At 58.8% G+C, this 2518-nt stretch carries 2 protein-coding genes and 1 pseudogene; 1 reads left to right on the top strand and 2 read right to left on the bottom strand.

What is annotated here, in order from left to right; all coding sequences use genetic code 11:
• A partial coding sequence (locus ACMX3H_RS18270) for an ATP-binding protein (protein ID WP_415211810.1) occupies window positions 1–222 on the top strand: 222 nt, incomplete at its 5' end.
• 37 nt (window positions 223–259) lie between these two features.
• Here the strand turns inward: ACMX3H_RS18270 and ACMX3H_RS18275 are convergent.
• Both ACMX3H_RS18275 and ACMX3H_RS18280 read right to left on the bottom strand, forming a co-directional pair.
• Window positions 260–745: a leucyl/phenylalanyl-tRNA--protein transferase gene (locus tag ACMX3H_RS18275; protein ID WP_415211811.1), complete on the bottom strand. Its 486-nt coding sequence runs from the start codon at window positions 743–745 to the stop codon at window positions 260–262.
• Between the two features lie 41 nt (window positions 746–786).
• Window positions 787–2248, bottom strand: a pseudogene (locus ACMX3H_RS18280) (ATP-binding cassette domain-containing protein); the annotation flags it as partial.
• Between the last annotated feature and the right edge of the window lie 270 nt (window positions 2249–2518).

The raw sequence follows: 2518 nt of genomic DNA on the forward strand, positions 1-2518 counted from the left end.
CAGGCAACGATGCTGTTGGAGGTGATGGAAGATCGTTACGACAAAAGCAGCGGCATCCTGATCAGTCAACTGCCGGTAAAAAAATGGTATGGACTGATAGAAAACCCCACGACAGCTGACGCGTTACTCGATCGGCTAGTACACCCCAGCTATCGACTGGAACTTAAAGGCGAATCACTACGCAAAGAGCGAGGAGTAGCCAGCACAGGAAAAATAGACTAAAACTGAGTCAGAAGATGAGTGAACACGTGATCGAATATCACTGGAATGGGTGATCGGAAAATATCGGAATAACTGATCGGATGTCGCCGGAACAGATGATCGGATACGTCGGAATCTGCACATTGCCGCCGACCAGCGTTTCATCGTCCCACACCTCGATCGAATGGGCATGGCCGAGCTGATGCAAATGACTATAGGCGATTTCGACTTCCGTACCGATCCAGCTTCCCTCCGCGCCGCGTTCGGCGCAGGCGGAGACCACCTCGGCGAACGCCTGATTCAGCGTGACGTGCCAGCGGCAGCGGCGGACAAAGCGGCTAAAACTGCGGCTTTGATGGAACGCATGGGGAAACAGCACCGCGCGCGGATCCGGCGACCACCACAAAATGGCGTCGCCAGGGGAATACCAAGGGAAAATCTCCTGCCGATAGGCCGCCAGCAGCCGCTGTGGCGACAAATCGCCGCCGAAGGCCAGCATGCCGTTGGGCTCGCTGAGCGCCGTCTGCGGCGGTGGGAAATGCACAGAATCGGGTGAAAGCCGGTATAGTCGCATGCTGCCGTTAATTACTCCAATCCGTCTGAACACAACCGGCGGGGTGAGACCGACCGGCGTCGGCTATCCTCCGACGAGTCTATCTCTAGCGGCCGGTGATAGTGATAATAGCGTCCGCGCTGCGCCATCAGCGCCTGATGGCTACCTTGTTCAATCAGGTTACCGCGATCCATAATACAAATGCGGTCTAAACGTTCCAATCCCCGCAGCCGATGGGTGACGATAATAACCGGCCGCCCCTGACCGAGCGTGGTCAACAACTGCAGTATTTGCTGTTCGGTGACGGCATCCAGCCCTTTGGTAGGCTCGTCGAGCAGCCACAGTGGCGCGGCGTGCAGCAGCGCGCGGGCGATGCCCATGCGGCGTTGTTCACCACCGGAGAGCACTCGACCGCCCTCTCCAAACCAGGCGTTCAATCCCTCGCCCGCCAAGAGCGTTTCTAGGCCCACCTGCCGCACCACCACGCACAGTTGTTCATCGTCGGCGTCCTGGGCCGCCAGGCGAAGATTATCGCGCAATGTCGCGCTGAAAATATGCACGCGCTGCGGCACCACGGCGGTTATCGCGCGTAGCGTGCTTTCGCTCCACTCCCGCAGCGGCACGCCATTGAGCGCGATATCTCCCGCCTCGGGATCCCAGGCGCGGGTTAATAACTGCAGCAGCGTGGATTTCCCGCTACCGGTATGGCCGAGGAGGGCGATATGCTCGCCGGCGGCAACCGTCAGCGACAGGTCATCGATGGCGGGCGCCGCCTGCCCTGGATAGTGAAACCGCGGCCGGCGCAGGACCGGCGGCAGGGAAAACCACTTCTTGTGACTGGTTGATAACCACGTTGAGGCGCGCGGCGGAGGCCATCACCTGTCCCAGATGTTGAAATGCGCCGGCCACCGGACCCAGCGCCTCAAAGGCCGCGAGCGTTGCGAACGCGAACAGCGCAATGAGAGGACCGGACGATCCATCGCCGCCCACGCCGGCGGCGGCGAGCCACAGCACCAGCGTCAACGTCAGCCCGGTCAGCAGCAGCAGCAAACTTTGTGCGCCGGCGCCCAGGCCGTTCTGGCGGCGCTGATGTCCTTGCCAGCGTTGCTCGGTGGCATCCAACTGTTGGCGGTAGTGCTCGGCGGCGCCGTACAGCGTGAGTTCGGCGTTGCCGGAAAGCCAGGCATTCAGCCGCAGGCGATAATCGGCGCGTAACGCGGTCAGCGCTTCGCCCACCGGCTTGCCGGCGCGGTAAAACAGCGATGGGAACAGCGCCAGAATAACCAGCATCACCGCGCCAAGCGCCCCCGCCAGCGGAGAGATCACCCGCAGATAAAGATGATCGAGCGTATCCACATCCGCCACCAGGCGATTAAGCAGTTCCGCCTGGTGGAAGCGGGCAATCGCGCCGGGAGCAAGGGGAAGAATACGGCTGAAGGTGTAAAGCCGTAGATGCTGCAGCACGCGGAAGGTGGCGTCGTGGCTGACCACCCTATAGAGAAGAGAAGTAATTTATTTGATACTTACGGGATCTGGCGGGAATTCGTGGGATTTCTTAGGATTAGGGATGATTTATGTATTTGATACCGATGAACAAAAAAAGAACAAAATAGAGCCTATAGGCAAAACATTTGATACTTAACGTAACGGCCTTAAAACGTAAGCGCCCCGTGGAGGACGTCTTGAATTATTGGTGGGTTTGTTGTATAAGACGTAAGCGTACGCCCAGCGCCGTCTGTTAATTCCCCATCAAGTTATTGAAGA

This window comes from Sodalis sp. (in: enterobacteria), from assembly GCF_047607725.1.
Lineage (GTDB): Bacteria > Pseudomonadota > Gammaproteobacteria > Enterobacterales > Enterobacteriaceae > JBLKSS01.